This is a genomic window from Pontibacter chitinilyticus (assembly GCF_039748935.1).
In the GTDB taxonomy this organism is placed as follows: Bacteria; Bacteroidota; Bacteroidia; order Cytophagales; family Hymenobacteraceae; genus Pontibacter; species Pontibacter chitinilyticus.
In genome coordinates, this window is record NZ_JBDIZJ010000004.1 from 236,814 (window position 1) to 261,590 (window position 24,777).

At 51.4% G+C, this 24,777-nt stretch carries 26 protein-coding genes; 12 read left to right on the top strand and 14 right to left on the bottom strand.

Going from position 1 to position 24,777, the window contains the following annotated elements:
• Positions 1-77: 77 nt before the first annotated feature.
• The 5 genes from trhO to pyrF all read right to left on the bottom strand — a co-directional run bounded on the left by trhO (position 78) and on the right by pyrF (position 5,465).
• Positions 78-1,046 carry an oxygen-dependent tRNA uridine(34) hydroxylase TrhO gene (gene trhO, locus ABDW72_RS09155; RefSeq protein WP_347158243.1) on the bottom strand — a complete coding sequence of 323 codons (969 nt, stop codon included), beginning with the start codon at positions 1,044-1,046 and terminating at the stop codon, positions 78-80.
• 201 nt (positions 1,047-1,247) lie between these two features.
• Positions 1,248-1,883 (bottom strand): acetyltransferase, encoded by a 636-nt coding sequence (locus ABDW72_RS09160; protein ID WP_347158244.1) that lies wholly within the window; start codon positions 1,881-1,883, stop codon positions 1,248-1,250.
• 70 nt (positions 1,884-1,953) lie between these two features.
• The gene (locus tag ABDW72_RS09165; RefSeq protein ID WP_347158245.1) at positions 1,954-3,225 is read right to left on the bottom strand and encodes a hypothetical protein; all 1,272 of its coding nucleotides are present in this window, start codon (positions 3,223-3,225) and stop codon (positions 1,954-1,956) included.
• Positions 3,222-4,511 carry a DUF2851 family protein gene (locus tag ABDW72_RS09170; RefSeq protein ID WP_347158246.1) on the bottom strand — a complete coding sequence of 430 codons (1,290 nt, stop codon included), beginning with the start codon at positions 4,509-4,511 and terminating at the stop codon, positions 3,222-3,224. Before ABDW72_RS09170 ends, ABDW72_RS09165 begins: the two co-directional genes overlap by 4 nt.
• Before the next feature lie 126 nt (positions 4,512-4,637).
• On the bottom strand, positions 4,638-5,465 hold the full coding sequence (gene pyrF / locus ABDW72_RS09175; protein WP_347158371.1) for an orotidine-5'-phosphate decarboxylase: 828 nt from the start codon (positions 5,463-5,465) through the stop codon (positions 4,638-4,640).
• Between the two features lie 354 nt (positions 5,466-5,819).
• Here pyrF and ABDW72_RS09180 point away from each other — a divergent pair, with 354 nt between their 5' ends.
• Together ABDW72_RS09180 and ABDW72_RS09185 are read left to right on the top strand one after the other, a co-directional pair.
• Positions 5,820-6,203 (top strand): hypothetical protein, encoded by a 384-nt coding sequence (locus ABDW72_RS09180; protein ID WP_347158247.1) that lies wholly within the window; start codon positions 5,820-5,822, stop codon positions 6,201-6,203.
• A gap of 89 nt (positions 6,204-6,292) precedes the next feature.
• On the top strand, positions 6,293-6,691 hold the full coding sequence (locus ABDW72_RS09185) for a hypothetical protein (RefSeq protein WP_347158248.1): 399 nt from the start codon (positions 6,293-6,295) through the stop codon (positions 6,689-6,691).
• A 65-nt stretch (positions 6,692-6,756) separates the two neighbouring features.
• Here the strand turns inward: ABDW72_RS09185 and lolA1 are convergent, their stop codons facing one another.
• The 3 genes from lolA1 to ABDW72_RS09200 form a co-directional block, all read right to left on the bottom strand.
• Positions 6,757-7,401 (bottom strand): outer membrane lipoprotein periplasmic chaperone LolA1, encoded by a 645-nt coding sequence (gene lolA1, locus ABDW72_RS09190; RefSeq protein ID WP_347158249.1) that lies wholly within the window; start codon positions 7,399-7,401, stop codon positions 6,757-6,759.
• A gap of 24 nt (positions 7,402-7,425) precedes the next feature.
• Positions 7,426-10,029 carry an FtsK/SpoIIIE family DNA translocase gene (locus ABDW72_RS09195; protein ID WP_347158250.1) on the bottom strand — a complete coding sequence of 868 codons (2,604 nt, stop codon included), beginning with the start codon at positions 10,027-10,029 and terminating at the stop codon, positions 7,426-7,428.
• Between the two features lie 825 nt (positions 10,030-10,854).
• On the bottom strand, positions 10,855-11,886 hold the full coding sequence (locus ABDW72_RS09200; protein WP_347158251.1) for a quinone-dependent dihydroorotate dehydrogenase: 1,032 nt from the start codon (positions 11,884-11,886) through the stop codon (positions 10,855-10,857).
• Positions 11,887-12,035: 149 nt separating this feature from the next.
• Here ABDW72_RS09200 and ABDW72_RS09205 point away from each other — a divergent pair, with 149 nt between their 5' ends.
• Complete coding sequence (locus ABDW72_RS09205; protein ID WP_347158252.1) at positions 12,036-12,620, top strand: Crp/Fnr family transcriptional regulator; 585 nt, start codon at positions 12,036-12,038, stop codon at positions 12,618-12,620.
• Between the two features lie 95 nt (positions 12,621-12,715).
• A complete protein-coding gene (locus ABDW72_RS09210) occupies positions 12,716-13,168 on the top strand; it encodes a DUF1569 domain-containing protein (protein WP_347158253.1) in 453 nt (150 codons plus the stop codon).
• A gap of 2 nt (positions 13,169-13,170) precedes the next feature.
• Here ABDW72_RS09210 and ABDW72_RS09215 read toward each other — a convergent pair whose 3' ends face one another.
• Positions 13,171-14,154, bottom strand: coding sequence for an ABC transporter ATP-binding protein (locus ABDW72_RS09215; RefSeq protein WP_347158254.1), 984 nt, complete (start codon positions 14,152-14,154; stop codon positions 13,171-13,173).
• A 53-nt stretch (positions 14,155-14,207) separates the two neighbouring features.
• Complete coding sequence (xerD, locus tag ABDW72_RS09220; protein WP_347158255.1) at positions 14,208-15,107, bottom strand: site-specific tyrosine recombinase XerD; 900 nt, start codon at positions 15,105-15,107, stop codon at positions 14,208-14,210.
• Positions 15,108-15,381: 274 nt separating this feature from the next.
• Between xerD and aroQ the strand changes: the two genes are divergently transcribed.
• From aroQ to ABDW72_RS09245, 5 genes are all read left to right on the top strand, one after another.
• Entirely contained in the window at positions 15,382-15,837 is a 456-nt protein-coding gene (gene aroQ / locus ABDW72_RS09225; protein WP_347158256.1) for a type II 3-dehydroquinate dehydratase, read from the top strand.
• Positions 15,838-15,915: 78 nt separating this feature from the next.
• Positions 15,916-16,977, top strand: a complete 1,062-nt coding sequence (locus tag ABDW72_RS09230) for an aminotransferase class V-fold PLP-dependent enzyme (protein ID WP_347158257.1) — start codon at positions 15,916-15,918, stop codon at positions 16,975-16,977.
• Positions 16,978-17,113: 136 nt separating this feature from the next.
• Entirely contained in the window at positions 17,114-17,674 is a 561-nt protein-coding gene (locus ABDW72_RS09235) for a MarC family protein (RefSeq protein WP_347158258.1), read from the top strand.
• A gap of 75 nt (positions 17,675-17,749) precedes the next feature.
• Complete coding sequence (gene rnhA / locus ABDW72_RS09240; protein ID WP_347158259.1) at positions 17,750-18,214, top strand: ribonuclease HI; 465 nt, start codon at positions 17,750-17,752, stop codon at positions 18,212-18,214.
• A gap of 122 nt (positions 18,215-18,336) precedes the next feature.
• Positions 18,337-19,053, top strand: coding sequence for a tRNA1(Val) (adenine(37)-N6)-methyltransferase (locus ABDW72_RS09245; protein WP_347158260.1), 717 nt, complete (start codon positions 18,337-18,339; stop codon positions 19,051-19,053).
• Positions 19,054-19,101: 48 nt separating this feature from the next.
• Here ABDW72_RS09245 and ABDW72_RS09250 read toward each other — a convergent pair whose 3' ends face one another.
• Together ABDW72_RS09250 and ABDW72_RS09255 are read right to left on the bottom strand one after the other, a co-directional pair.
• A complete protein-coding gene (locus tag ABDW72_RS09250) occupies positions 19,102-19,488 on the bottom strand; it encodes a nuclear transport factor 2 family protein (RefSeq protein ID WP_347158261.1) in 387 nt (128 codons plus the stop codon).
• An 87-nt stretch (positions 19,489-19,575) separates the two neighbouring features.
• Positions 19,576-20,928, bottom strand: coding sequence for a saccharopine dehydrogenase family protein (locus tag ABDW72_RS09255; protein WP_347158262.1), 1,353 nt, complete (start codon positions 20,926-20,928; stop codon positions 19,576-19,578).
• Positions 20,929-21,054: 126 nt separating this feature from the next.
• Between ABDW72_RS09255 and cdd the strand changes: the two genes are divergently transcribed.
• Both cdd and ABDW72_RS09265 read left to right on the top strand, forming a co-directional pair.
• Positions 21,055-21,537: a cytidine deaminase gene (gene cdd, locus ABDW72_RS09260; protein ID WP_347158263.1), complete on the top strand. Its 483-nt coding sequence runs from the start codon at positions 21,055-21,057 to the stop codon at positions 21,535-21,537.
• 99 nt (positions 21,538-21,636) lie between these two features.
• Positions 21,637-22,293: an alpha/beta hydrolase gene (locus ABDW72_RS09265; RefSeq protein ID WP_347158264.1), complete on the top strand. Its 657-nt coding sequence runs from the start codon at positions 21,637-21,639 to the stop codon at positions 22,291-22,293.
• A gap of 66 nt (positions 22,294-22,359) precedes the next feature.
• Here the strand turns inward: ABDW72_RS09265 and ABDW72_RS09270 are convergent, their stop codons facing one another.
• Entirely contained in the window at positions 22,360-22,755 is a 396-nt protein-coding gene (locus ABDW72_RS09270) for a VOC family protein (RefSeq protein ID WP_347158265.1), read from the bottom strand.
• A 112-nt stretch (positions 22,756-22,867) separates the two neighbouring features.
• On the opposite strand from ABDW72_RS09270, the gene ABDW72_RS09275 reads away from it, so the two are divergent.
• Positions 22,868-23,734 carry a hypothetical protein gene (locus ABDW72_RS09275; RefSeq protein ID WP_347158266.1) on the top strand — a complete coding sequence of 289 codons (867 nt, stop codon included), beginning with the start codon at positions 22,868-22,870 and terminating at the stop codon, positions 23,732-23,734.
• A gap of 51 nt (positions 23,735-23,785) precedes the next feature.
• Here ABDW72_RS09275 and lgt read toward each other — a convergent pair whose 3' ends face one another.
• On the bottom strand, positions 23,786-24,649 hold the full coding sequence (gene lgt / locus ABDW72_RS09280; RefSeq protein ID WP_347158267.1) for a prolipoprotein diacylglyceryl transferase: 864 nt from the start codon (positions 24,647-24,649) through the stop codon (positions 23,786-23,788).
• Positions 24,650-24,777 lie beyond the last annotated feature (128 nt).

A 24,777-nucleotide genomic window follows, 5' to 3' on the forward strand; every position in this document is an offset into this window, starting at 1 on the left:
CGTTTAAGAGGACAAGGTATAAAAAAAAGAAAAGCGCGGCTTTCGGGCACGCGCTTTTCTGTAGCTTTTGAGAATACTTATATGGATACGTCTTTTTTCTGCCTGCGGTTAAAGCCTTTCAGCGGATTATAGCCGTTCATCTCTTTCTGATAGTAACCAGTGCCGTCGTACGGACGCTTTTCAGGGTGCTCTTTACAGGCCGGAGAGCAGGCGCCGTCTAACTCCCAGCCGCAATTTTCGCAGATGGGCACATGCAGGTTGCACACCGGGTTGGCACAGTTTACCATGCGGTCGCTCTTAGTGCCGCAAACATGACATTCAGATACAACAGTGGGGTTCACCTTGTTCACCTCCACAGCCACACGGTTATCGAACACGTAGCACTTGCCTTCAAAATCCTCGCCGCCTGCTTCCATGCCATACTTGATGATGCCGCCATGTAGCTGGTACACGTTCTCGAAGCCCTGCTCCAGCAAGAAGGCGCTGGCTTTCTCGCACTTAATGCCGCCGGTGCAGTAGGTCAGGATTTTCTTGTCTTTATACTTTGCCTTCAGCTCGTCTATTTTCTCCGGAAACTCCCGGAAGTTTTCAATCGGCAACGTGATGGCGTTCCTGAAATGCCCGACACTGTGTTCATAATCCGAACGCACATCCAGTACCACCACATCGTCGCGGTCCTTCATCTCCTTAAACTCTTGGGGTGACAGGTGCTTACCGGTGCGCTGGTTCGGGTCGATGTGCAGCAGGCCGGAATGCACGATCTCGGCTTTGGTACGCACATGCAACTTAGCAAACGCGTGCTTGTCAGCGTAATCAACTTTGAAATCAGTCTTGGAAAAGCGCGGATCGGCTTTCATAAATGCTATGTACTTCTCACAATCCTCCCGCAAGCCGGAAACAGTGCCGTTCAGGCCTTCTTTAGACACGATGATACGGCCCAGGATATTCAGGTCCAGGCACAGGAGGTGGTGTTCTTCGCGAAACGCCTCCGGATCTGCTATCGGAGTGTAGCAGTAGTACAGTAAAATGCTATAGGGTTGGTTCATAACTGCTTAGCTTCAACTAAGTGTTTGAGGTTGAGTTTTAACTATTTTTTTATTTTTGTCTGAATCAGGAGTAGTGGATGCACAGGATTTACTTTCCAGGTTATTCCACGTCTTTGAAATCAGCTTGCAAAGCTACTGCTTACCAGCCAGCTGCAAAATGATTATTATCAGTTCTGTAACAGCGGCAGCAAGTATAAAAGTTTACTTTACAGGGGCTGCCGGGTTTCCAAACACCGTCGCTTTGGCGGGCACATTGGCCACTACCACTGAGCCGGCACCCACGCGGGCATTCTTTCCGATCTTCACGCCGGCTACAACTACAGCGCCCGTTCCGATAAAAGCACCTTCTTCTATCACTACTTCAGAGTTGATGATGGCGCCCGGGCCAACTTCCACGAAGTTGCCGAGTTCGGTGTTACTGTCTACCAGCGCGCGGGAATGAATGAGGCAATTGTTGCCAATTTTCGCGTTGTTGTTTATGATGGCACCTGCTGCCACCATATTGCCGTGGCCCAGCCACGCGTTTTCCGACACAGCACTAAACCGGTGAATGGCATTGACCGGCACCGCCTCGTACTCTTCTTTCAGCAACTTGATCATGCCTTTCCGTGCCGCGGAATCTTCCATGGCTACAAATACATCGCATTTCTTGCCGATCATCTTCAGAAACTCCCCGTCTTCGGTGCTGCTCATGACAGCCACGTTGTTTACCTCCTGCTGCTGCAGCTTCTGGCTGTCGTCCAGAAAGCAGTACACGATCACGTTGTTGCTGTTAAAAATATCCAGCACGGCTGTTCCCAACTTTTGGGCTCCAATAATTATCACAGGATTTTGCATAGCTTCCTTTTAAATAAAGCGCAAAGGTACGAAAAAGAGAGGGAGTTAGAAAGCGTCCGTCTCGGGGCTTCTACCTGAGCTTTCGTAGGAGTGCCTGGGTATAATGGCTTTGGAGCAACAGGTAGACCAGAAAAGGCAGGAAGGCGATACGATAGCGGCTCAGCGTGCCAAAGTTAGGCGTACTCAGGCCGAAAAGCACCGCCAGGAACAATACTATGGCTCCAAAAAGCACCTGCTCCAGGGTGATACGGACTTTCCTTTTTCGCACAGCAGAGAGCAGCGCCAGCACCGTAAGCAGCAATAGAACCAGGTTCTCCAGCGCCAGCGCCAGGTAGAGCATATTACTATTCTCCCACACAAACGGCCTGTAGATGCTACTCAGCGCAGCTTCCGGGGCATGAAGCACGAAGCTCTTTATACCAGGGGCTAAATCGTGGAATTCGATGTGGGGTTTATCCAGCGAATGGGCCAGCATAAACGCATACCCTTCTACTACATTCCGGTAAAAGAAGCCTTGCGCATATACTTTAAAGAACAGCAGGCCGGCCATTGCCAACACCCCAACTGCAGCAGCCATTAGCAGCACCTGCTGCGCCGGCTTTAGCTGTAGCGGGTTATATTTGAACAGCAGGTATAGCAACAACAAGGGAAGCAGCAGATAAGCCAGAAAAAACTTAATGCTGTAAAAAAGCAGGAGCATCAACGGGGCCAGCCAACGTGCTGCTACAGACGGACGTTGCCGCTGGCCAAGTTGCAGCACCAGTGCAATGAGCCAACACATACTGCCAAATAACAGGGAGTCTTTCAATACGCCGGAGCTCCAGAAAACAACCGACGGGAAAAATAAAAAGGCAATAACAGCCGCTGGTTTATACCTGGGGAATGCCTGGTTTAAAGTAGCAGTCAGCTTTCCTGCCCCCCAGAAACTGAAAAGTGAGAAGTATAGCCCATCCAGGTAGTAGGAGCTACCGGTTAGCAGGTTCAGCAGACTCAGCAGCTTCAGAAAGAAAAAGGAATTGGTAAACCCCGGAAAACGGGAGTACGGAATCGAAGCCCGGAAAGCCTCGCTGCTGAACTCATTGAAAAACACCAGCCGGCTATAGGCAGCTGCATCTTTGTGGGCAAGCTCCGTGAGTATAAGAGAGCCCTTGTAATACGCAATGGTATCGCCAAGGCCATAGTACTCGAAGTATAACAGGCCCAGCAACACACCGCAAAGCAGCTTGAGCAGCAAGGCCGGGTAAAAGTAGGGCTTCAATGCCACCGCCCAGTGCTGGCGTTGTAACAGCCACACCAAAGCCAGCAGTATACTTAAATTCAGCACATAAACCGGTATACTCACGTGGCGGTGCTGTTTTGTTTCATGATCTTGTTGCCTATGGCACAGCGCATACAGTTGATGGGCTCGCAGTACCGTTTGTGCAGGCTGAGGGCTGCCTGGTTGTCGGCGGCAGAGCTTGCCTGCCAGCCCAGCGCCTCATATTGGCGGGTAATCCGGTTGCTCCCTTCCTTCAACTGCTCCAGCAGGCTGATGGCTTTGTCTAAGTATGATTTATCATTGCTGTAACTGGCATAGGCTGCCAGCAGAGGCACAACTACATTGATCACCAGGTTCTGTGCGCTGCTCCGCCCCATAGCAGGTTGCGGCGACTTGGCAGCACGCCCCGGCATGTAATGCTCCTGCCAATAAGCCGAAACCGGCAGCCGGAACAACGCTTCATATTGTTTGATTGATTGCGCCTCCAGCATACAGGCAAAAAGTGCTGTGTGCCGGTGCAGCATGGCCGCCAACTGGGCCAGGCGCACTGTCGGGAAATTGGCCGGACGCATCCGCAGGAACTTCCACTGATGCCGCTGCATGGCTTTTTCCTGCAGGCTATACTTGTGGCTCAGGAAAGTATACTCTTTCCGAAGTGCCAAAGTGTAACTGTCCTCTGCCTCGTCCAGAAAACCGGCCTGGCCGAGTAGGAGCGCCTCCAGTTGCAGCAGGTTGTGCTGGTGGCGCCGCACTACGGCCAGCGGCAGCGCCTTATGCAGTTGCTCAAAGGCAAGTTGATTGGTTTTAAAGCCGAAGCCTCGGAGCAGTAAGCCATAGGCCGTTTGCTCCCAATCATTGCCACTTTCCTTATAGCGTTGCAGCACCTCTTCGCCTCTAGATTCGAGACGCTCCACCAGCGCCCGCTCCAGCATCATCCGCTTGGTGATATCATTTATACTTGGCCAGAAAGCAGCACAAGGAATTGCCTCCCGCGACTGCTGCAATTGCGCGTACGTATGCAGCAGCCCCAGCGCAATGCGCCCTTTTAGCTCCAGCACCGGGATAAGGGTACCATTTATCCGCAGCACCGGTTTATCTGCCTCCCAAACCACATGCAGCACCACCTGGTCATACTTGGGGTCCTGCTGGTGCTGGTGGCGGTACCAGTCCGATGCTTTCAGGTGCAGTTCTACGCTCCCCGACCACTCCACCGCTCCAATCCGAAGGATGGCTTCCTGGAAATCAGGCCCGGCTTCGGTGTTATAAAAGCCCGTCCGGATAACCTGCACCGCCTCGCCACCTGCCGTTGCCAGCGCGGTTTTATCAAAGTACTGGTGTTGCCAGATGTAGTGCAGGAAATCTTCTTTCATTGCAGAGCGTCAGGTGCTGGTTTTTGCTAGGTGAAGATGAGTAAATGGCGTCACAATATCAAAATAGAATGTGAAGAAGGTCTGCTGATTAAAAAAGCCAGCCTACTCTTTTTGAGCTGCTTATACTTACTTCATCAGATACTCTTCCAAATATCCCTCCATCTCCAGCTGCACAGCCAGAGCTGCTTCACGGGCCTTTTCAGCAAAGTCAGTACCGGAGGAGGCGTAGATAATGGCGCGGGCGGAGTTCACCAGCAGACCGCATTGCTGGTTCATCCCTAACCGTGATATCTCCTCCAGGCTGCCGCCCTGCGCGCCCACGCCCGGCACCAGCAGAAAATGATCCGGCACCAGTACCCGCACGCGCTGCACATAGTCTGCCCGCGTGGCGCCCACCACATACATCAGTTGTCCCGGGGTGGCCCACGTAGAACTGGTGCGCAGCACCTGCTCAAACAGGTATTCCTCGTTGCCATCCGCTAGCTGCAGCATCTGGAAATCCTGGCTGCCAGGGTTAGAAGTAAGCGCCAGCAGAATTACCCACTTGCCCGGCTGTTTCAGAAACGGTTTCACCGAGTCGGCTCCCATATAGGGCGCCACCGTAATCGAATCGAAATCCAGCTGCTCGAAAAAAGCGCGGGCATACAGCGCTGAGGTGTTGCCGATATCGCCGCGTTTAGCATCGGCGATGGTGAATATATCAGGCGGAATAATCTCCAGTGTGCGCTGCAGGCTCACCCAACCCCGTGGCCCCTGCGCCTCATAAAAAGCGATGTTGGGTTTGTAGGCGACGCACAGATCGGCCGTGGCCTCGATGATCTGGCGGTTGAATTCGAATACCGGGTCTTCGGTGTCCAGCAGGTGCTGCGGTATTTTCTGCGGATCGGTGTCGAGGCCAATGCACAGGTAGGATTTCTTCAGCAGGATCTGTTCAAATAGCTGCTCTTTGGTCATAGCGGTGGCGGAGGTTAGTTTATACAAAAGTAGGCTTTTATGTGGTGAGGCCAAATGCTATCTCGCGCAAGCTGTTGGCAGGTTAACCTACCTTTATACTAGGGCTGGCTCCGCATCCGTTTCTCCGGTTTTATACTATTCTGCTATCGTCAAGCTGGCACAACATTACAGCCATTCCGGCCACTTCATCTTGCCTGATGTGCACTCAAGGTCCCAAATGCTTGTGTTTTATCATCTTAACAGCATCTTACCTTCTGCAGAAAACACCATACTTCATTCAACAGGCACAACCCTAGTGCCGATAATGTAGTTTTTATACTATAACGCCACCATATTAACCTAACTATCAGAACTATGAAAAAGCTATACATCTTATCCTTCGTGCTGCTGTGGTACGCCACTAGCTGCCAGCAAGAACCCGTCACGCCGGAAGCGCAGCCGGTGCCTGTCTTGACGGCATCTGTTCCGGCTAAAGCCACTCCGGGACAGGAAGTACCTGTTACAGTAACATTTATGGTACAGAACGCCTGCGGTAAACTGGGTAGGTTTGCTACGGAAACAGACGGGAATCAATATACTATCACAACTTACCCGGCATATGCAGGCAAGAACTGCGGATCATCCCTCACCCAACGGTCAGCTAACTATACTTTTACGCCACCGCAGAAAGGCACTTATACGCTCCGGTTCTGGCAGGACAACAACACCTATCTCACGCAAACGCTGGAAGTAGAGTAAACCGGCAGGCTGGTATAGCATCGGGTAACAGGCACATGCAACTGTTGCCCTAAAACGAGGGTCGTAGTAGCGAACCCTTACATAATGCTATGAAAACACACCGCTGGATGCTGCCTTTGCTGTTACTATTTCCCCTGCTCTTTGTTGGTTGCCACGGAGACGAAGAAGAGGTGGTGCCACTTGCTAAGCCTACTTCTGTTATCAAAGTGGAAGGCCCTGCTACCGCTGTGGTAGGTGAATCTGTTGCCCTGGAAGTATACTTTGTAGTAGCCAATGGCTGTGGTCAACTTGGTTCTTTTGGCACCACCACGCTCGACAGCGTCGTTACGATTGCGGTCTACCCGGTGTATGCTGGCCAGGCCTGCACGCTTAACCTGCCTACCCGCAAAGCCATTTATACGTATACTCCTGTTTCCAAAGGCACCCACACCCTTAAGTTCTGGCGCGGCATAAACGATTATATTGTGAAACAGATCGAAGTGCAGTAAGCACGCTAAAACAAAAAAGGCTGCCCCGTTTGGAGCAGCCTTTCCGCTATATCAAAGTAAAATGCTTATCGCAGATCAACCACGTTCACGCCTTTATACTTGGTTTTATTAAAGGCAAAGGCATCGGAAGCCAACGTAGGATTGGCCTGGAAATTCTTGATGGTATAAGTATAACGGTTGCCGTTGTTGCGGAACATTTGCCAGCTCTTCAGCGTGTTGTCTTTCTGGTTGATGTACAGGCGCACCTTAAAAATGGGGTTGCTACGGTCGTCCGGCGACAGCTCTACCACGTCATACTTGGCGCCATCCATTGTCTCGGTGCCGGCGTAAGCATACTTATAGCCTTTTTTATACATGTTGAAAATTTTGCTCGGCGACATACTCTCGGCTTCGGCATCATTCTCGGTGATGGTTACTTCGTTGGCATCTTTCAGATAGGTCCACATCAGTTTGCCGTCGTTGATCACCTCCTGCCCGTTCACGCTCAGTCTATACTTATCGCCGCTCACCAGGATGTTGCCCTGCATGGTTTCTTTTACCTTCGCTGACGGATTTTCCAGCGCCTGCACAAAATCAGCTTTGAAAGCCTTCATAGCGCTATACTTCTGGCTCATCGCATTGAGTATCTTGCTGGCTTTCGGGTCTTGCTGTGCATGGGCCAGGTTCACAAACAGCAGCACTGCCAGCAATAGAGAGGTTAATCTTTTCATGTTAAGTTTCGTGTTATTGATTCCTTATCCCAGGGTATTCAATAACTGTTCCAAACTATACTCGTCGGTAATTAAAACTTCGCGCGCCTTGCTTCCTTCAAACGGTCCTACAATGCCAGCCGACTCCAATTGGTCGATCAGGCGGCCGGCACGGTTGTAGCCCAACTTCAGGCGGCGCTGCAGCAGCGAGGTACTGCCCTGCTGGTGCTGTACAATTACACGGGCGGCATCCTCAAACAACGGGTCGCGGTTGCTCGGGTCGAAATCGGCTTTATCGTTACCACTTTCATCGCCCACAAACTCTGGCAGCAGGTAGGCATCGCTGTAGCCCTGCTGGTTCCCGATAAAGTCGCAGATGCGGTCTACTTCCGGCGTGTCTACAAACGCACACTGAATGCGCACCATATCCGAGCCGATGGAAAAAAGCATATCGCCCTGACCGATCAGCTGGTCGGCACCGCCGGCATCCAGAATAGTGCGGGAATCGATCTTCGAAGTTACTTTAAAGGAGATACGTGCCGGGAAGTTGGCTTTGATGATACCCGTGATCACATTTACGGACGGCCGCTGCGTGGCTACCACCAGGTGTATACCAATGGCACGGGCCAGCTGCGCGAGTCGGGCAATCGGCGTTTCCACCTCTTTGCCGGCTGTCATCATCAAGTCGGCTAACTCGTCTATTACCAGCACAATGTAGGGCATAAAGCGGTGGCCCTTTTTGGGGTTAAGCCGGCGCTCCACAAACTTGCGGTTATACTCTTTCAGGTTACGGCAGCCGGCGTCTTTCAGCAGGTCGTAGCGCATATCCATTTCCATACACAACGAGTTGAGCGTGTTCACCACCTTTTTGGTATCGGTGATGATCGCTTCATCCGTGTCGGGCAGCTTGGCCAGGAAGTGGCGCTCGATCTTGTTGAACAGCGACAATTCCACCTTCTTCGGATCGACCAGAACAAATTTAAGTTGCGACGGATGGCGCTTGTAGAGCAGCGAAGTAAGTATAGCGTTAAGGCCAACAGATTTACCCTGGCCTGTGGCACCGGCCATCAGCAGGTGCGGCATCTTGGCTAAATCTGTAATAAATACTTCGTTGGTAATGGTCTTGCCAAAAGCAATCGGTAGGTCCATGTCGCTCTTCATGAACTTCTCTGTGGCGAGAATGGATTTGATAGACACCATCTCTTTTTTGGTGTTCGGCACCTCAATACCAATTGTACCCTTGCCCGGAATCGGGGCAATGATACGAATACCAAGTGCGGCCAGGCTCAGGGCGATGTCATCCTCCAGGTTCTTGATCTTGGAAATACGCACGCCCGCGTCCGGCACAATCTCATACAGTGTTACTGTCGGCCCAATGGTGGCTTTGATACTGGCGATGCTGATGTTGTAGTGACCCAGCGTGTCCACAATCTTGTCCTTATTCGCCTCCAATTCCTCCTTCGTCACCTGGATCTTGCTGCTGCCGTAGTCGGTCAGCAGGTCGATGTGCGGGTACTGGTAGCGGGCTAGGTCTAATGTCGGGTCGTAATTCTCGCCGGCGATATGTTCCGACTCCTCCTCTTCCGGCGTTTCTTCTATCTGCAACGCCATCTCAGGCTCCTCGGAGTACTCAAACACTTCCTCCAGTTCTGCATCTTCGGGCAGGTCAATGTCCAGCTCCAGGGCAGGAGCAGCCGGTTTGGCAGGTGCTTCCGGCTTTTTCTCCAGCGCACTCAGTTCCATTTCCAACGCCCGGTTTATCTCCTCGTCCTCTTCTACCTCAAACGGCACCTCTTCTTCGTCTTCCTCAACTTCCAGCGAGGCAGTCGGGTCGGCATTATGGTTAACGCCCCGCGACTTGTAGCTCAACACATCGCCCAAAGACGAAGCATAGTTTTTCTCAGGTGCCGCATCTTCCGCTGGCACTGCCGCTGCTTTCGGAGCCCAGTTTATACTTGTGATGTTAAAAAAGCCAACCAGGAACACCAGCAGCAGGAAACCCAGCAGCAGCCAGGAGCCCCAGCCAATCAGGCTGTTGAGCCAGATGGCTGTTTCAATGCCGATGCCGCCGCCCATAAAGCCAAGGTTATCCACGGCATGAAGCGAAAACACGGTATAGCCCAGCGTCAGGCTCAGCCACAGTGCACTGAAACTACACAGGCCCAGGATATAGGTCATAGATACCGTGACGCGCTTAAACACAATGCGCAGCCCAGCAAAGAATAGCACCGGAATCACAAAAAAGGCACCGATGCCCAGCCAGTCGTAAATGAACAGGTGCGACACCCAGGCCCCGAACAAACCTAACCAGTTCTCCGCCTCCTGTCCCGATTCTTTCAGACCGGTGCCGTTCACCGATTCCACCACGCTCTGATCGGCAGGCCCGGTGAACAGGTACGACACAAAGGCGATGGTTAAAAAGAAGGAAAGCAGCAGCAACGTAAAGCCGATAAACAGCTTAAAGCGCTTGTCTTTCAGGAAGCCAATGCGGATACGGGGCAGCGTCGGCAGCTTCAAAGACATCTTCTTTTTCGCTTTTTTCGGCTTCTCCCCTACCGGTACATTTGCTCCGCGCGGCTCGTTCTTACCCCGCACCTCGTTCTTCCGCCCTGCTTGCAGCGTATCGTTTCTGTAAGTGTTCTTGGCCATACCCCTTGACTAAAGTTAAGATTCCAAATTTACATTTTTTTGGAAGAATGCGTTCAGGAAAGCTGTTTCGTTTTTAAATTTAGTGAGGGAATAAGTATAGGATAAATTCAATACTGAAGTATGTATAGCTGCTGGTTTAGTTCTGTCATCTTCAGGTGATCTTTCTTCTAATTGTAGCTTTTGATGGGAGTTAGTTGCAGCTGTGGCGGCTGTACTTGCTGCCTGCTTTTATTCTCAGGCTATACTTATCAGCTGCTGGTTCTCAGTTATACTTTCAGGCTATACTTGGTAGCTGCTGCTTTATACTTTATCTAACTAGCTATCCTTACTTGCTCTCGTTCTTCCTCAGTTTTATACTTGCCTTGTTTTATCTTTCGCTTTGGTACCCTCATGGCCGGGAGGCCACGTTCTGGGGGTGCAGGGGCCCCCGACAAGGGCATCGCGCGGTGGCGTGAAGCTGCTCCTCGCTTCGCTGCGGGCTGCCCCCTTACGGGCACCGCAACCCGCCAAGGCGCTCAACCAAAGGACTGGAATCTCTCCAATAGCTGCTGTTTTTACTTTAGCTGAAGTATAAATTACTAGTGTACTGGCGCGAATCTCCAGAGTCGTGACTTGAGGTGAAGGTGAAGTTTCTGATTTCTCTGGCCGAAGGGACAAATCAGCACTACGAGCAAAGCCTATACTATACTTCTTCAACAGCCGTAACTACAAAACTTATACTTCTCCAAAGCAGCGACAGAACTCCCCTCCTTAGACAAGCGAGAACGTGAGTTCGAAGCTTGCGAGCGTAGCTCTGAGGGGCAGGGGTGGTTGGATAAAGCCTGCCTACTGCTCCAGCAGCTTTTTGTTGATGCGACTCACAAGACCGGGGCCTTCGTAGATGAAACCGGTATACAGTTGCACCAGGTCAGCGCCTACCTGTAGCTTCTCCACGGCATCTTCCGGGGTCATGATGCCCCCGACGCCAATAAGCAGGATCTCCTCGGGCAGAAAAGTGCGCAGGTGGCGGATTACCTGCGTGGCATGCTGTGTTAAGGGTTTGCCGCTCAGGCCTCCCATCCCAATCTCGCTGATCCGCTGCGCCGGCGTATACAGGCCCTGCCTGCCAATAGTCGTATTTGTGGCAATCAGGCCATTGAGCCGGGCTTCTATGGCAATCTCGATGATGTCGTTGAGCTGGTTGAGGTTCAGATCCGGGGCTATTTTGAGCAGCAGGGGCTTGGGCTGGCGGTGCTTCTGGTTTTCCTCCTGCAGCGACAGCAACAGCCTTTGCAGCGGCTCCTTGTCCTGCAGCGCCCGCAGGTCGGGGGTATTGGGTGAGCTGACGTTTACCACAAAGTAATCCACCACGTCAAACAAGGCTTTAAAGCAGTAAAGGTAATCATTGAGGGCCTCTTCATTGGGCGTTACCTTGTTTTTGCCGATGTTGCCGCCCACGATCACGCTGCTCTTTCGCTTCTCCAGCCTTCTTACTGCCGCATCCACACCCTCGTTGTTAAAGCCCATGCGGTTGATAATTGCCTGATCCTGCGGCAGGCGAAACAGGCGGGGCTTCTCGTTGCCGTGCTGCGGTTTGGGCGTGAGAGTGCCAATCTCAATAAAGCCGAATCCAAAAGCGGCCAGCTCATCCACCAGTTTGGCATCCTTATCAAAGCCTGCGGCCAGCCCGACCGGGTTCGGAAACTTTAGCCCAAACAATTCCCGCTCCAGCCGCGGGTTCTGTACCTGAAATAGGCGCTGGCTCAGGCTGGCAGCAAAAGGCAGCTTGTAGGCAGCTCTAACAGCATCGGTGGTGAGGTAGTGTACTTTTTCAGGGTCGAGCTGAAAGAGCAGCGGGCGGAGAAGGCTTTTATACACGGCTGCAGAATTAAGTTTATGTTGCTGGCAAAGATAAAAAGGAAAGTAGAAAGTACTTAGGAAAGGGAGATTATCTTAGCCTGGCATCATCGCTAACATGCAACGCCTCTTTTTCATCAAAAAAGTGTACCTTCCTCCTTCCCACGCCTATGCCGTCTGTTATGTTCGATGCCTTGTACCAGTACATGAGCCCGTTTATTTCTTTTACTGCGCAGGAGAAGCAAGTGCTGGAGCGCGCCTTCACGTTCCGGCAGGTTCCGAAGAAGTTTGTGCTGGCAGCGGAGGGCAAGGTGGCGCAGGAGCTATATTTTATAAACAAAGGGCTAGTGCGGCTATACTATACCAAAGATGGCGAAGAACTGACGGGCTACATTTTTAAAGAGCATCTGTTTGCCAGCAGTTACGACAGCTTTTTGCGGCAGGTGCCAAGCCTGCAGACCTTAGAAACGCTGGAGGATTGTGCGTTGCTGGTAATCAACCATAGCAGCCTGGAGCAGCTGTATCAGGACCTGCCAAAAATGCACATCGTAGCCCGAAAGGTGGCCGAGCAGCGGTTTATTAATGCGCAGCAGATGCTGTCGTCGTTTGTGCTGGACAGCCCGGAAGAACGGTACCGTAAGTTTGAAGCGCAACAGGGCGACCTGCTCCTGCGGGTGCCCCACCACATGATTGCCTCCCTGCTGGGCATTACGCCTGTTTCGCTGAGCCGCATCAGACGGCGCCTGATGCAGTAGCCTTGCCTGTTTTCTTTACAATTGTTAACGGCGCTCAGGCACCTGCTATACTACCTTTGCGCCATCAAACAGGCAATGCCACAACAGATAATCCTATGAAAAAGAATCTATTAGACAAGACCACCGCGGCAGAACTGATGGCACGTGCCAATGCGCTGCAGGCAGATAGTAAAGGAAAATGGGGAGAGATGAACGTAACGGAAATGCTGCACCACTGCAATCTCACCACCGCCCAGGTACTGGATGGAGACATGGAATGTAAACCGTCGACCTTAAAGCAAAGGCTCCTACGCATCCTGTCGCTGTATGTGGTGCCGCAGTTTCCGAAGAACCTGCCGGGAGCTGCCCGCAACGATACGAAAGGTAAAATTGACAGCGGGCAGTTTGCGGTGGAAAAGCAAAGGTTTCTGCAGTTGCTGGACAGATTCGGCAACCACAAAGCGCCTATTGCTTTAACACATCCGGCTTTTGGCAACCTGAACACGCGGCAATGGGGCCTGGCTGCCTGGATGCACCTGGACCATCACCTGCGGCAGTTTGGCGTGTAGTTCTAAACGTAGGATACAGCATCCGGAGAGAAGGAAACATATACCTCGTCCCCGGCCTTCACGTGGTTATCTCCCGTTTTCATCGTAATCATTATGCCCGGAAGCTGCACTTCTAACTGGCAATAGCTGCCAAAGAAAGCTACTTTGGTAACGGTACCCGCAAGCGCCTGACTTCCTACTGCAACTAGTCTAAAGCTTTCGGGCCTTATTAGTATACTTTTACCGTTTACCTGCATGCTTGGTAACGCAGCAAAAGCTTTTGCCTGTGCGGGAGCGATGAGGTTGTAGCTACCGAAAAGCGCAGCCACATACTCGTTAACGGGCTGCCGGTAAAGCTGCGCAGGTGTTCCTTTCTGCAATATCTGGCCGCCCCGCATCACCAGGATTTCGTCGGCCCAGGGCAGCGTGTCGTGCGGGTCATGTGAGATAAGGATGCAGGTGATCTCCAGTTGGTCGCCAATGGCCTGGATAACAGCTTTTAAAGTATCTTTGTGAGCTGTATCGAGGTTCGAGAAAGGCTCATCAAGCAGCAGCAGCCTGGGCGAGGAGACCAGCAGTTTAGCCAACGCTATCCGCTGCCGTTCCCCTCCTGACAGCTGATTTGTGCGCCGTTTAAGCAAATGGCTGATGCGGCATATCTCATAGATATTGGCTGCCTCCTCGTCTGTTAGGGTATTGGCGTAAGCTAGTACCTGCTCTACCCGCAAAAACTTCTGCAGCTCAAACTGCTGCGACAAATAAGCAATTCCCGGATGGCCGGGCACCAGCTTTTCAGTCGGGCCTTTCACGCGTTCGCCGTCAAAGAGCACCTGGCCTGCACTGGGCTGCACCAGCCCGGCTATAACCTGCAGCAGGGTACTTTTGCCGGAGCCAGTTTCGCCTGCTATGGCTATTTTCTGAAGCTCCTGCAGGGTAAAGCTAATGTCTTTCAACACCGCGCTCCCCTCTTCGATCATACTTATACCTGCTACCGTCAATAAACTCATATGCTCAGAAATGTCTTACAAAAGTATAGCTTATCCTACCATCAGGCATCAGCTTAGCTCCTTGGGTGAAAATCTTTAATGACCTGTTTTAAGTAATCACGGTCGAGGTGAGTATAGATTTCGGTGGTGGTGATGGACTCGTGGCCCAGCATTTCCTGCACCGCACGTAGGTCGGCGCCTCCCTCAATCAGGTGTGTGGCAAACGAGTGGCGGAACGTATGGGGGCTCACCGTTTTCTGTATGCCCGCTTTGGCTGCCAGGTCCTTGATGATGGTAAACACCATTACCCGCGACATTTTAGCGCCCCGCCGGTTAAGGAAAAGGATATCTTCGTTGCCTTTTTTGATGGTGAGATGGCAGCGCACGCTCTCTCTGTATAGGGTAATATGCTTGAGTGCATCGCGGCCAATGGGCACCAGCCTCTCTTTATCGCCTTTACCGGCTACTTTCAAAAAACCCGCATCGGCATAGAGGTTGCTCAGGCGCAGGTCCAGCAACTCTGATACGCGCAGGCCGGAGCTATAGAGCGTTTCCAGCATGGCGCGGTTGCGCGTGCCCTCCGGCGTAGAGAGGTCGATGGCGGCCAGCAGTTGCTCAATCTCATGAAAGTTGAGCGTGTCGGGCAGCTTACGGCTCAGCTTCGGCGCTTCTATTGTGTCGGTCGGGTCGGTCTGCATCATGTCTTCCATGATCAGGAATTTATAAAAAGCGCGGATGCCGGAGAGGGTGCGCGCCTGCGAGTGCGGCGTCATGCCCAGTTTGTTCACCCACTGCAGAAACTCCCGAAGTATGGCCGGCGTGATGCGCTCCGGTGCCACCTGCAGGTGCTTCATATCCAGGAAATCTACCAGCTTACGCACATCGCGCAGGTATGCCTCCACCGAGTGGCCGGACAGCGACTTCTCGAGCCGCAGGTATTGTTCGAATTGCTTGGTGCAGATAGGCCAGTTCACAGAGTTGAGGAGTTAGAGCGTTTGGAAGTTAAAGAGTTAAAGAGTTAAAAAGATCAGGGTTATACTTTACTTCTTAACGGATGTAAGGTAATGGCGTCTTCAGCTTTATATTTTGTGTAGGGTCTGTTCATACATTGCCTACACAGTTTAGCCGTTCAGCAATTCAGTCCTTTGTCCGGCAACAAACAATCCGCAAGAATTATGCTGGCACAAAGGTAGTTAATCCTTACCTTTGTTAGCTTGGAAATTTGCAACCGGCATCATACCCTTCCCTATGAAAATACTCATTCTGAATGGCCCGAACCTGAACCTGCTTGGCACCCGCGAAAAATCGGTGTATGGCAGCCGCTCTTTCGAAGATTATTATGCAGAACTGGAAAAGGACTTCCCCGATCTGGAGTTGTCATACTTTCAGTCCAACGCCGAAGGTGCTTTGATCGATAAGCTGCATGAGGTGGGCTTCAGTTACAAAGGCATCGTGTTTAACGGCGGCGCCTATACCCATACGTCCGTTGCCATTTCAGATGCGATCAAGGCGATCGATACGCCTGTGATTGAAGTGCATATCTCCAACATATATGCCCGTGAAGCATTCCGGCACAAAAGCATGTTCGCCGCTTACTGTACCGGCAGCATCGCCGGGTTTGGGCTGGAGAGCTATCGCCTTGCCCTGCAGTACTTTCTGCGCCTGAAGCCAAAACAAATCGGCTTCGGTATAAAAAATGTATAACTCCGGCCGTTTATACTACGTCAATCTTTAATTATCAGCATCATATAGTTTATTAACTATATTAAGTTAAATTCCCTTATGCTCAACTTTTATCCCGGTCCGTCCAAGGTATATCCCGAAGTGCGCAACTATCTGACAGATGCGTTTGATGAGGGTATTTTGAGCACGCCGCACCGGGGAGAGCAGTTCGTGCAGCTGTCGCGCGATGTGGTAGGCTCTATTAAACGCCGGCTTAACATTCCGCAGGATTACTATATCTTTTTCACTTCCTCCGCTACCGAGTGCTGGGAAATCATCATCCAGAGCCTGACAAAGCGGAAGAGCACCCACATTTATAATGGCGCTTTTGGCGAAAAGTGGTATGAGTATGCCCGCAAGCTGCGCCCCGAAGCCGAGGGTATTGCTTTTGACTTGAACGAGCCGATGCCGGTGGAGCAGCTGCAGGTAAGCGCTGATACGGAGCTCATCTGCTTCACACAAAATGAAACGTCGAACGGTACACAGGTATCTCCTACCTGTATCCTGAACCTGTTCAACCGCTTCCGCAACACGCTGGTCGCTGTAGATGCCACCTCGTCTATGGCCGGGCTTAACCTCAAGATGATCAAAGCCGATATCTGGTTTGCGTCTGTGCAGAAGTGCTTCGGCCTGCCGCCCGGCTTAGGCATTATGGTGTGCTCGCCGCGCGCAATTTTCAGGGCCAAGCAACTGGCAGAGCGGGGGCACTATAACAGCTTGGTGCCTATGTATGAAAAGATGCTGAATTATCAGACTACCCATACGCCCAATGAGCTCAGCATTTACTTGCTCAAGCGGGTGCTGGAGGACAGGCCTTTTATCAAAACCATTGAGGAGAAGCTTACCGATCGGGCGCAGGAGCTGTATACTTTCTTCGAGCAGTTTACCGATATAAAGTTGCTGGTGGAGAATGACGAAGTACGTTCTAAAACAGTGTTGGCCCTGCAGGCCAGCGAACGCCTGGTAGACGACATTAAAAAAAGAGCTTTACACCACAACATGCGCCTCGGGAACGGCTACGGCCAATGGGCGCGCACTACCTTCCGCATTGCCAACTTCCCGGCCATCGAGGATGAAGAGTACGAAGAACTCAAGCGGTTCTTCCTGCATTATTACGCCTGATCAAGCGGTTAAAGTTCAGAATTTAGAAGGTTAACAAGTATGAAAGTTTCAGGTGCGAAGCATGCGGAACTCTCATACTAAACTTTAAAACTCTCAAGCTTTCTAACTCTCACACCCATCAACCTTTAACGCATCCATGTTTAGTCTGAAAGAGATCGCCTCTGTTACCCTTACCCTTTTTGCTGTTATTGATATTATTGGCTCCATTCCCATTATTATTGGCCTGCGGAAACGCGAAGGCAAAATAGAATCGGAGAAGGCAACCATCGTTTCAGGCGTTCTGATGATCGCTTTCCTGTTTCTGGGCCAGTCTATCCTAAAGCTTTTCGGCATTGATTTTCAGTCATTTGCCCTGGCCGGCTCTATTATCATTTTCCTGATCGGGCTGGAGATGATCCTGGGCAAAGACTTTTTCCACTCAGACCCGGAATCAAAAAGCGGCTCCATTGTACCGCTCGCTTTTCCACTGATCGTGGGCGCCGGCACCATGACAACCCTGCTGTCGTTGCGCGCGGCTTATTCGCTGCCGAATGTGCTGATTGGCATTGTGCTGAACCTGGTGTTTGTGTACCTCGTGCTGAAAGCCTCTAACCGGATAGAGCGTATACTGGGCAAAGACGGCGCCAACGTACTTCGGAAAGTTTTTGGCATCATTCTGCTTGCCATCGCCATCAAACTTTTTAAAACAAACCTGTAAGAGATAAATGGTTAAACGGTTGTCATCATTATACCTGAACAACAATTTAACTATGCAGCAATCAAACAATTTAACATGATAGAGCTATTTACGGATGGATCTTCACGTGGAAACCCCGGGCCGGGAGGCTATGGTACGATCCTGCGCTGGAAGCAGCATGTGAAAGAGATCAGCGAAGGCTTCCGCAAAACCACCAACAACCGGATGGAACTGCTGGCCGTCATCGTGGGGCTGGAGGCCATTACCAAGCCCGGTATGCCGGTTACCATCTACTCCGACTCGAAGTATGTAGTGGATGCAGTGGAAAAAGGCTGGGTATTCGGTTGGCAAAAGAAGGGCTTTACCGGCAAGGCCAATGCCGATCTGTGGCAGCGCTTCCTGCGGATATACCCCAAGCACAAGGTAAAATTTGTATGGATTAAGGGCCATGCCGGCCACCCCGAAAACGAACGCTGCGACGAACTGGCTGTAGCTAGCGCCCTCTCACCCAAGCTCCTCATCGATGAAGGGTTTGAGTCCGGTGCCTTTAATAGTAAGTAATTTTAAATAACTGAATATTGAATGATGGTATGGAAGCAAGTTCTTCCATACCATTTTATTCTCAGCGCGCCAACTTTTCTAACAAATCGGTTATTCAGAAGTCAGTTATTCAAAATTAAGGCATGCCTAATACCTATTTTCAGTTCAAGCAGTTCCGGGTTGAGCAGGAACTATGCGCCATGAAAGTATGTACCGATTCCTGTGTGTTCGGCGCGTATGTGGAGGTGGCGCAAGCAGCGCACATACTGGATATTGGCACCGGAACCGGCTTGCTTGCCCTGATGGCGGCGCAGCGAAGCAGGGCAAATGTAGAGGCCGTTGAGATAAACCCGGCGGCGCAGCAACAGGCTTGCGAAAATTTTGCCGCCAGCCCCTGGGCGGCACGCCTGCACCTGCACGCCATGTCGTTGCAGGCATTTGCAGCAAAAGCCGGGCAGCCGTATGAAGTGATTCTTTGCAACCCGCCTTTTTTCCAGGATTCACTCCGATCAGCGGATGCTGCCAAGAATACGGCCAAACATACCGGCGAACTGCTCTTTGATGACATCCTCGCTTTCGCACAACAGCATCTGGCGCAACAGGGAAAGCTATACGTGCTGTTGCCGCCGGCAGAAGCGGCTCATTTTGCCACCCTGGCTACAAACAGAAGCCTATACTTAGCCGGGACGCTGGAAGTATACACTCGCCATGGGGGCAAATGTATCCGGCATATCCAGACCTATACCTGCACGCCTTCTGTCGCTCCTGCACTGAAGCAATTTTATATCCGGGAAGCAGACGCGGTAACTTATACGCCGGAGTTCGGGGCTTTGCTGCGGGATTACTATCTGGCATTCTAACCCCTGACGTGCGCAGGGGAGCAATACACACCAAAAGGCTTTCAGGCCTCAACTGATATCCTGTATTTTGATGATCTTTTCATCCTTAAAGTAGAACATGGACCTGCCTTGCAGTGAAATCGTAGCACCAGCTTTCATTCCGTTCGGCATATCAACGGCCACTATACCGGTATAATCAATTTCAAGCGCTGCCACATCATGCGAAAAGTAGATGCTTTTTACCCGCTGCTCTCTTTCCCGAAAGTACCGGGCGGCCTGCTCTGCCTGCTTCTTAAAAGCGGAAATGCCCGGTAGCCTCAGATTTGTGGTGCCGTTTGAGATATTCTCAAAAGCAATGTCCGGATGGAGATCTTTGACCATACCAGCCACATCAAAGCGATTATACGCGTTGATGTAGTGCTCTATTAGCTGCTGCTTTTGCGTGTCGTGCTGCATATGTATAAGTTCCAGACGATAACACTCCTCTCTTGTCCCAACTAGAAAAGGCAAAAAGAAGTTTTTATTTAAGATAGACGTTGCTCCCTAGGTCGTTTCCCGTATTATTTGCTCCTTCTCAACAAAGTCGATTCCGTACGTTTTGAGCTCGTCCAGCACCGGCCCGTAGAGTTCCGGGTAGATCGGGATCAGCACACCGCGCCGCGTTATCTTGCCCTGTAGCAGCAGCTTGGCAAGTATAGCTACCGGAAGACCCACTGTTTTAGCCATCGCCGTATGCACCTCATCCTCCCCTGTTGCCACCAGCGTAGAAGTTACCCCATACTGCTTTCCCTCCCGCTCATATTCAAACAAATGCTGCATCACGATCATGTCTTTGTCGCCAGGTGCCAGCGTCCATTTTTCTTTCAGGATCTTCTCCAGCACCTGCGCCGGTGTAGCTCCTGCCAACCCGACAGACTTGACTGAAAACAGCTCCAGCCATTCCAGTTTCCGCATTACTTCCCCATCTTGTGGTATGCCCAGGTATAAACTAAGCCGTTCGGCAGGGTGCTGTTCTTTGCTGGTAGGCGGTGGCAGAAAAGCTTCAACAAAGCTGCGGTAGGTCATGGTATCGGAGCCGCTCAACATATAGCTGTCATCTGTCAGGCCGAGCTGCACGAACACATCCCAGGCCTCGCAATAGCCTTGCCTGCGCAGCGTGCCGCGCAACATGGTCGGGATATCCAGCAGGCCGTAAGGTTCACGGTAGCTCAGAGAGTCACGGTTGGCATACCCTTCAAAATCGCCGTAGCCATCTACATAGAGGTGATCGGTGCGGCGGAACAACCGGTGGTACGGAATATACTTGTACTCGCCTTTCTTGATATACTGTGCCGTGCCCTGCCCGGCCAGCACCACATTGCGCGGATTCCAGGTAAACTTATAATGCCAAGGGTTGTTATCCGACTCCGGAGCTACAAGCCCGCCAGTATACGACCGGAAGGAAGTAAGCCTGCCCCCTGTTTCCTGTATGTGTTGTATCACCCGCATAGCCGACATGTGGTCAATGCCAGGGTCAAGGCCGCACTCCATCAGGATGGTTAATCCTTTCCGCTGTGCCTCCTGGTGCAGTTCTCTAAAGGCTGGGGTCACATAGCTAGCTGTGATCAGGTCCTTGCCCTGCTGCAGGCACTCGCGGGCTACTTCTATATGAAAGGCAGCCGGCAACAGCGAGATCACGAGGTCTGCCTGCTGCACTTCAGCGGCGCGTTGCGCGGCATTGTGTACATCAAAGAAGATGGCTTTAGCAAACGGTAGCGCTGCCACAGTTGCCTGCAAATGATCAACTGTAATATCGCCGATGGTAATTTGCCAGTCTTCGGCTGCAGCATGGTCAAACAGGTACCGGATCAGGGAAGAAGCGGAGCGCCCGGCGCCCAACAGAAGGATGTGTTTCATAGTTCAAGTATAGGTTTGCCTTAATTTAAGCATTAACGGGGCCAAGACAAATCTTGCCTATGTTTTATCAGAAGATAAGCTTAAATTTAAAGCCCTTTTCTAAATTTCTCATTTACGTGACCAAGAATGGCAAGCGAATTGATATTAAATATCCGGGTAGAAGTGTTGGCTGATGAAGAACTGAATGCACAGGAGAAACAGGTAATGGAGCTTGCCCGGCAAGCGGCCAATGATGCCTACGCACCTTACTCTAATTTTCTGGTGGGTGCGGCCCTGCTGCTGGAAGACGGCAGCCTGTACAAAGGCAGCAACCAGGAGAATGCGGCTTATCCTTCCGGCTTATGTGCTGAACGCACAGCACTATTTGGCCTAAGCGCTAATAAGCCTAATCAAACCATTAAGATGCTGGCTGTAACAGCCCGCCGCCGCTACGATGCCGATTACCTACCAGCAATGCCTTGTGGTGCCTGCCGCCAGGTAATGGCCGAATATGAGCAAAAACAACAGACACCGGTAATGGTGCTGCTGCAGGCGCCAGATGGCCAATACTACCGCTTTAAGTCTGTTGCTGACCTGCTTCCTTTCCAGTTCACAAAAGAAAACCTTTAGTCCATATTTTAGTTAGTAAAAAATAAAGTTGCAACATTGTTCGCTGCTTTTACTTATACTTTCTTTTATGGAAGTATAAGTGCTAAAAAGCAACCATCCATGAGAGAAAACAAACTAGTAATTCCCCGAACTGCCCGATACTATACCCTTGGTACCCCTTCCAGCAACATTCAGGATCTGTGGATTGTCTGCCATGGGTATGGCCAGCTCGCCCGCTTTTTTCTGCGCACGTTTAATACCCTCAACGACGGCCGCACCCTGGTCGTGGCACCGGAAGCACCTTCCAAATTCTACCTGAACGGCTTCTCCGGAAGAGTGGGCACCTCCTGGATGACAAAGGAAGACCGCCTTTCTGAAATCAAGGACCAATCTGCTTACCTCAACCTGCTTTTACAGGAGCAACTCGAGCAGCTGCCACCCGATGTGCGGGTTACGGTATTCGGCTTCTCGCAAGGCGGTACAATGGCCTGCCGCTGGCTCGCATCGGCGCAACTGCCGGTACATAGGCTCATCCTGTGGGCTGCCTTTTTCCCGGATGATCTGGACCTGAGCTTTGGGATGAACACCTTTGAAACAGTAGCTGTAGCAGCTGTTTATGGCACACAGGATGAGTTTATTACCCCAGAAATTCTGGAGCGGCAGCGGCAGCTGGTCGATGCGTTAGGCATCAGGCCGCAGGTGTATACTTTTGATGGCGGCCACACCCTAGATACGGATGTGCTGCAACGAATAAACAGGCAACTGGGCAGGTTCTAACCTAGGCGAAACCGGATCAGCTCATATTGTCTGGTGTACGGCTCTGTTTGTGCCACCTACGCGTAGTTATTTGCGCTCCCACATGCCCGCCATTACCACTTCCAGCAGGTGCTGGTCCGGGTCGCGGAAGTAGAACGACAGGAAACCACTGCCCCAGTCATACTCCTGCTCTATGGCGATGTGCTGGTGCTGCACCTGTGCTTTGTGCTTTTCGTAGTCGGCCTGCTCCACCTCAAAGGCCAAGTGCAACTGACCGCTGCCATAATGGGGCGGCAGTGTGCCTCCGGCAGCTGCGGCAGCGGCAATAAAGCAGAGCAGCACCGATTCCCCTGCCCTGAAAAACACATGCCTGCCTGCTACCTCGCCGATCACTTCCAGCCCCAGTTTGCCCTGGTAAAACGCTTTCGTCTTCTCCAGGTCCTGCACATACAGGCAGGTTTCCTTTATCTTGTTGACCTTCATCTTAGCTGATTTAAAACTTTCGGCTTTTACTTTGTTGTATAAAGTATGAACGTCTGTTCCGGAGTTCACGTTAAACAATAGGCCGCTTTTACGCCCCTACATTCCCTATACTATGAAGCTTGTGCTAAAGGTCTTACTTGTTTTTCTGCCCCTCGTCGCGCTCCTATTTTACTTTACACGCAATAAGTCCGCCTGGAACAGCAAAAACATAACGGCAGCAGCTCCCGCCAGCACTCCTATGGCAGAGCGCTTTGTGAAGCTGGCCGCCCTGCCCCGGCAGGTACAGGAAAGCTCTGGCATAGCTGCCCTGCCCCAACAGCACGGCCACTACCTGACACATAACGACTCGGGTGGCAAGCCGTACCTTTTCCAGATAAATGAAAAAGGAGAGATCGAGAAAACAATCGAACTGCCTGTATCTAACCACGACTGGGAAGACCTGACGATGGATAAGCAGGGTAATGCATACATCTCTGATACAGGCAACAACGACTACGACCGCGATCAGTTGGTGATCTACAAAGTAAACCCTGCCGCCCCAAATCAGGTGCAGGAGATACGCTTTAGCTATGGTGCTGCCTCTGAAAAGGAACACAAAATAGACGCTGAAGCACTCTTCTGGTACAAGGGCCACCTATACCTCACCACTAAAGACAGAGACAAAAAGCGCGTGGCACAGGTATACCAGTTGCCCGACCAGGCAGGCACTTACGAGGCCAAAAAGATAGGCGCAGTCGACTTAAAAGATAAGATTACGGGTGCTGCGGTGAGCCCAGAAGGAGATAAAGTGGCCTTGCTGGGTGATGGCATGCTATACTTGTTCCGTGACCTGGATGATGCGGCTTCGTTCTACAAAAGTGAACCGCAGGAGATTGACTTGGATGGCGGCGGGCAGACAGAAGGCGTTACGTTTAAAGATGAGCATACGCTGGTAATTACCAGCGAAGGAGGCAACCTATACCAATACAGCCTCCGGTAAAAGAACATAAATAAAAGCCCTGCCACCGTAACGGTAGCTGGGCTTTTATTTTTAAGTACGTTGTTTCTGTTTAGGAGCCGGGGTATCATCTTTCAGGTGCCCTCCCGGTAAAGCGGGCGTCGGCTTCAGCCATACTTTAATCAGGATAGCAACGCCTATCAGGATCAGCGGGATACTAAGAATTTGCCCCATGTTTAGCGCCAGTTGGTTCTCAAATGCCTCCTGGTTTTCTTTCAGGAACTCCACTAGAAAACGGAAGGTAAACAGCGTTGTCACGAAAATGCCAAATAACAGGCCGCGTGGCAACGCACTTTTATACTTGGTCCAGAGCCAGTAGAGCAGTACGAACAGCAGGAAAACGCTAAGCGACTCGTACAACTGCGTCGGGTGACGCGGCACATGCGAGAATTCTTGGCTACGCTCAAATACAAAGCCCCACGGCAGGTCTGTCGGATGGCCGAAGATTTCGGAGTTCATCAGGTTGCCTAAACGGATCAGTGCGCCGCCCAAGGCCACCACAATCACAATGCGGTCCAGCACCCATACATAGTCGAATTTATACTTGCGGCTGAACAACCAGAGCGAAAACAGGATGCCGATCGTGGCGCCGTGGCTGGCAAGGCCGCCTTTCCATATCTGCAGGATCTCAAGCGGATGGCTCAGATAATAGTCCGGCGCGTAGAACATCGTATGGCCGAGGCGGGCACCCACCACCGTACCAATGATCATGTATAAAGTAATCACATCTACATCCCCTTCCGTCCGCCCTTCGGCTACGTAGATTTTCGTCAGGATGCGTTGCCCAATTACAAAGCCGAGCGCAAACAACAGCCCATACCAGCGTACGCTCAGCGGGCCTAAATGGAAAATCTCAGGATCGACGTTCCAGGTAATGTAGTTCAGAATACTATTCATAGGTGGGATACTAACAGCCCAAAGTTACGATAAATAGACTACCGACAAAACGTCGCCTAGTATCGTTCTGGTATCGGAGAACAATAAAGTATAAACTGCTAGCTATGGTATGCGGAGCAACTGGTAAA

Excerpts from the sequence above, each read along its gene's own strand:
- trhO (WP_347158243.1), bottom strand. The coding sequence starts at position 1,046 with ATGAACCAACCCTATAGCATTTTACTGTACTACTGCTACACTCCGATA.
- ABDW72_RS09160 (WP_347158244.1), bottom strand. The coding sequence starts at position 1,883 with ATGCAAAATCCTGTGATAATTATTGGAGCCCAAAAGTTGGGAACAGCC.
- ABDW72_RS09170 (WP_347158246.1), bottom strand. The coding sequence starts at position 4,511 with ATGAAAGAAGATTTCCTGCACTACATCTGGCAACACCAGTACTTTGAT.
- pyrF (WP_347158371.1), bottom strand. The coding sequence starts at position 5,465 with ATGACCAAAGAGCAGCTATTTGAACAGATCCTGCTGAAGAAATCCTAC.
- ABDW72_RS09180 (WP_347158247.1), top strand. The coding sequence starts at position 5,820 with ATGAAAAAGCTATACATCTTATCCTTCGTGCTGCTGTGGTACGCCACT.
- ABDW72_RS09185 (WP_347158248.1), top strand. The coding sequence starts at position 6,293 with ATGAAAACACACCGCTGGATGCTGCCTTTGCTGTTACTATTTCCCCTG.
- lolA1 (WP_347158249.1), bottom strand. The coding sequence starts at position 7,401 with ATGAAAAGATTAACCTCTCTATTGCTGGCAGTGCTGCTGTTTGTGAAC.
- ABDW72_RS09195 (WP_347158250.1), bottom strand. The coding sequence starts at position 10,029 with ATGGCCAAGAACACTTACAGAAACGATACGCTGCAAGCAGGGCGGAAG.
- ABDW72_RS09205 (WP_347158252.1), top strand. The coding sequence starts at position 12,036 with ATGCCGTCTGTTATGTTCGATGCCTTGTACCAGTACATGAGCCCGTTT.
- ABDW72_RS09210 (WP_347158253.1), top strand. The coding sequence starts at position 12,716 with ATGAAAAAGAATCTATTAGACAAGACCACCGCGGCAGAACTGATGGCA.
- ABDW72_RS09215 (WP_347158254.1), bottom strand. The coding sequence starts at position 14,154 with ATGAGTTTATTGACGGTAGCAGGTATAAGTATGATCGAAGAGGGGAGC.
- aroQ (WP_347158256.1), top strand. The coding sequence starts at position 15,382 with ATGAAAATACTCATTCTGAATGGCCCGAACCTGAACCTGCTTGGCACC.
- ABDW72_RS09230 (WP_347158257.1), top strand. The coding sequence starts at position 15,916 with ATGCTCAACTTTTATCCCGGTCCGTCCAAGGTATATCCCGAAGTGCGC.
- ABDW72_RS09235 (WP_347158258.1), top strand. The coding sequence starts at position 17,114 with ATGTTTAGTCTGAAAGAGATCGCCTCTGTTACCCTTACCCTTTTTGCT.
- rnhA (WP_347158259.1), top strand. The coding sequence starts at position 17,750 with ATGATAGAGCTATTTACGGATGGATCTTCACGTGGAAACCCCGGGCCG.
- ABDW72_RS09245 (WP_347158260.1), top strand. The coding sequence starts at position 18,337 with ATGCCTAATACCTATTTTCAGTTCAAGCAGTTCCGGGTTGAGCAGGAA.
- ABDW72_RS09250 (WP_347158261.1), bottom strand. The coding sequence starts at position 19,488 with ATGCAGCACGACACGCAAAAGCAGCAGCTAATAGAGCACTACATCAAC.
- ABDW72_RS09255 (WP_347158262.1), bottom strand. The coding sequence starts at position 20,928 with ATGAAACACATCCTTCTGTTGGGCGCCGGGCGCTCCGCTTCTTCCCTG.
- cdd (WP_347158263.1), top strand. The coding sequence starts at position 21,055 with ATGGCAAGCGAATTGATATTAAATATCCGGGTAGAAGTGTTGGCTGAT.
- ABDW72_RS09265 (WP_347158264.1), top strand. The coding sequence starts at position 21,637 with ATGAGAGAAAACAAACTAGTAATTCCCCGAACTGCCCGATACTATACC.
- ABDW72_RS09270 (WP_347158265.1), bottom strand. The coding sequence starts at position 22,755 with ATGAAGGTCAACAAGATAAAGGAAACCTGCCTGTATGTGCAGGACCTG.
- ABDW72_RS09275 (WP_347158266.1), top strand. The coding sequence starts at position 22,868 with ATGAAGCTTGTGCTAAAGGTCTTACTTGTTTTTCTGCCCCTCGTCGCG.
- lgt (WP_347158267.1), bottom strand. The coding sequence starts at position 24,649 with ATGAATAGTATTCTGAACTACATTACCTGGAACGTCGATCCTGAGATT.